The following is a 3,100-nucleotide window of genomic DNA, read 5'->3' as shown; positions in this document are numbered from 1 at the left end:
GGATTAACATAATTCCAGCGATTTTTGCCGTTGTACTCAAAAACCCAAAGACTGAACAGCATTAATTGCCTCTGTCTTGCGAACTTTTGATAAATCAACATAATAACGTTCAATATCTCTATTACTAACTAGAGGAGCTACATCACAAACACGAAAAGCAGCTTTGAGGGTATTAGCACGATTAGCAGGTAGGGAACTCATCAGATATTATTTATATGAATAATTTATGTATGCATATTTTACAGCACTGGAATCTTAAAGCTTCTTGGCGTTAGAGAACTTTTAGGAATCACTGGCGCTCAACCAAGAGTATTGAAGTGGTAGTATGTTCAGGAATACCTGGCGCTAGATTACCAACAGAATTGTATAATGTCTCTTGCTCCTTGGCGAAGTGCGATCGCTCATGCACTCCATCGCAACCGCAGCCTTGTTTATGCCCGTTACCTGCAATTGGCAACAGTACAGGCAAACGGTCGCCCCGCTAATCGTACCCTAGTCTTTCGCGGCTTTCTGGAAGATACAAACCAGCTAAAATTTATCACCGATAACCGTAGCGCCAAAGCTGACCAGATACAGCAACAACCTTGGGCAGAAGTTTGCTGGTATTTCCCCAATACACGAGAACAATTCCGTATCGCTGGCTGTTTGACCCTGGTAAGCGATGATGATTTTGACCACAATCTACAGCCAGCCCGGATCGCAATGTGGCAAGAATTGAGCGATGCGGCGCGTTTACAGTTTGCTTGGCCGCATCCTGGTAAACCCAGAGTTGAAAACCCAGGAGCTTTTGCACCATCAGCACCCGAACCCGTGCAGCCAGTGCCTAATTTTTGTCTACTGCTACTCGATCCGGTGCAGGTAGATCACTTAGAATTACGCGGCGAACCACAAAATCGATGGCTTTACCACCGTGATGAGCAGCAAGAGTGGTCTAGCCAAGCGATTAATCCTTAAATATTGGAGTAGAGACGCGATTAATTGCGTCTCTACAGGAGTTAGGAGTTGGAAACTGCAACCTGACATTTATGATTTTTATTCCTCACTCCTCACTCTTAACTTCTCACTTTTTTAAATGCCAGCACCATCTAGAAATTCCTGGATGGTCTTATCCTTGAGGTTGCACCAGCGAGTATCATGGGTTAGCTCATCCTCTTTCGTTGCCAAACAACCCACTAAAACAGAAGTTTTTTCTGAAGAATTGTTGCGCTGAAGAGTTTGTATTTGTTCTTCCAACGCTTCAATGCGGTCTACTAAAGCACGAATTACTTGAGCTTCTGAATCTGGTAAATTATTGTGTTCAAGAGGTGAAACCCGAACTCCAGAACGATACATAATGCGCCCAGGCACACCTACCACAGTACAGTCTGAAGGCACATCTCTTAAAACAACAGAACCAGCACCAATACGGACATTATTGCCAATTTGAATATTGCCCAGTACCTTCGCTCCAGCTCCAACTACGACGTTTTCACCCACAGTAGGATGGCGCTTACCACATTCTTTACCAGTACCCCCAAGGGTGACACCTTGATAAATTAGAGCATAGTCTCCCACGATCGCAGTTTCACCAATTACTACACCCATCCCGTGGTCAATAAACACACTTTGCCCAATTGTTGCACCAGGGTGGATTTCAATTCCAGTCAAAAACCGAGCCAAATGAGAAATCAGGCGCGGAATAAAGGGAAGACCAACACTATACAGCCAGTGAGCCAGCCTATGGAATAACAGGGCTTGCAAACCAGGGTAACAAAATAAAACTTCCAACCAGTTACGGGCAGCTGGGTCACGTTCAAATATGATACGAAAGTCAGCACGCAGTATAGATAGCACGAGATAGCACCCTCGGAAAGCACAACAAGCTACTCTCCCATATTATCCTCTCAGGTGTTACACCTAAAAATTGGGCATGGGGGATTGGGCATTGGGCATTGGGCACAAGGGGAAAGACTTGTTGGAAGTTTTCACTCAAGTCACCTTGTCTCCCCTGCTCCCCCGGTTACTGAGCGTAGTCAAAGTATGCTCCTTTGCTCCTCTGTTTCTCCTAATCCCCACTCCCTACTCCCCAATTCACTGCTGCTCCACTTTCAGAGTATAATCCTGCTTGACTCCAGGATTAAATGTACCTACCCAAATCCGATAAGTGCCCTTTTTCCAGTCGCGATCGCTAACGCTAGCATCTTTACTTTTGCCAGTATCATCGCCGCAACGAATTGTTGTTTTATCTGGGCCTTGAATGATTAAAGTGGTGTCGTTGTTGTTGCTATCAACTTGGATTGTTAGCTGAGGAAAGTCTTTTTCCAAAACCATAATGTGATCTGGTTTGGGATCGGCAAAGCCAATGCAAGCTTTTTGATTGCGATCGCGGTTACTTATGGCAGACAATGAGTAAGAACCACCTGTAAACCCCTGCACTGTTCCTTGTGCTGAATCAAAGTTTGTTGATAAATTCAAAGTGCCAAAGTTTGCTGTCTGTGCTATTGCAGGGGTAGCTGTAATGGCGGTAAGTATAGCCAACAGCCAACCGCCGCAAAACTGAAGTCGGGGGCGACAGTATTTCATAGTAGCCCTCCAACAGGCTTTTAAATGAGTAGTGATATATACATATTCTAGTGAAAAAATTCTAGTGAAATTTCAGTTGGTTGTGCCACATTAAAATGTGCCACAGTTGATGTTTTGCAAAGTGGACAGCTAATTGCTAGGTTGTTTCTGGATCTCGATAGCAACATTAAATCGCATCCGATTAGGAAATTTTTGCAATCAAATTATTAACTAGCAAATATTACATAAAGTCTACGTAAATGTAATGAGGCAAGAAAGTACAGAAGGTAAAGAATAAAGGTAAAAAATTCTTTTCTTTTACTTTTACCTTCTGCACCTGAGCTTCTATGGAAATCTCACGAATTATGGAGTTTGAAGAAGACACCACCTTTGAGCGATCGCGTGTCAGTTCCATAACTACTGACTGTGAGCGATCGCAGATTATTAAAAAACGGTTTACCTAAGACTTCCACTAGTTTGAGAATCGGTACTTGACGCTCTAACAAATTCTGGCTCTTTGTCCAGTCGAGATATACATAACCTTGGTTTGGTAGGGGAA

General features: G+C 43.6%; 5 protein-coding genes. 1 reads left to right on the top strand and 4 read right to left on the bottom strand.

Translation table 11 applies throughout. The features are described from left to right. Positions 1–36: 36 nt before the first annotated feature. Positions 37–201: a hypothetical protein gene (locus IQ229_RS20845; protein WP_194046995.1), complete on the bottom strand. Its 165-nt coding sequence runs from the start codon at positions 199–201 to the stop codon at positions 37–39. A gap of 168 nt (positions 202–369) precedes the next feature. Here IQ229_RS20845 and IQ229_RS20840 point away from each other — a divergent pair, with 168 nt between their 5' ends. Beyond that, a complete protein-coding gene (locus tag IQ229_RS20840; RefSeq protein ID WP_194046993.1) occupies positions 370–954 on the top strand; it encodes an Npun_F5749 family FMN-dependent PPOX-type flavoprotein in 585 nt (194 codons plus the stop codon). Positions 955–1,068: 114 nt separating this feature from the next. Here IQ229_RS20840 and cysE read toward each other — a convergent pair whose 3' ends face one another. From cysE to IQ229_RS20825, 3 genes are all read right to left on the bottom strand, one after another. Then, complete coding sequence (gene cysE, locus IQ229_RS20835; RefSeq protein ID WP_194046991.1) at positions 1,069–1,833, bottom strand: serine O-acetyltransferase; 765 nt, start codon at positions 1,831–1,833, stop codon at positions 1,069–1,071. A 237-nt stretch (positions 1,834–2,070) separates the two neighbouring features. Beyond that, the gene (locus tag IQ229_RS20830; RefSeq protein WP_194046989.1) at positions 2,071–2,562 is read right to left on the bottom strand and encodes a hypothetical protein; all 492 of its coding nucleotides are present in this window, start codon (positions 2,560–2,562) and stop codon (positions 2,071–2,073) included. A gap of 335 nt (positions 2,563–2,897) precedes the next feature. After that, positions 2,898–3,100: DUF3352 domain-containing protein (locus tag IQ229_RS20825; RefSeq protein WP_194046987.1), on the bottom strand; the 203-nt coding region annotated here is incomplete at its 5' end.

This window comes from Nostoc cf. edaphicum LEGE 07299, from assembly GCF_015207245.1.
In the GTDB taxonomy this organism is placed as follows: Bacteria; Cyanobacteriota; Cyanobacteriia; order Cyanobacteriales; family Nostocaceae; genus Nostoc; species Nostoc edaphicum_B.
The sequence above is the reverse complement of the archived record's forward strand: the minus strand, read 5'-3'. Positions and strand labels throughout refer to the sequence as shown.

Bases quoted from the DNA above. Each gene is read 5' to 3' on its own strand.
- IQ229_RS20830 (WP_194046989.1), bottom strand. From the start codon at position 2,562: ATGAAATACTGTCGCCCCCGACTTCAGTTTTGCGGCGGTTGGCTGTTG.
- IQ229_RS20845 (WP_194046995.1), bottom strand. From the start codon at position 201: ATGAGTTCCCTACCTGCTAATCGTGCTAATACCCTCAAAGCTGCTTTT.
- IQ229_RS20840 (WP_194046993.1), top strand. From the start codon at position 370: ATGTCTCTTGCTCCTTGGCGAAGTGCGATCGCTCATGCACTCCATCGC.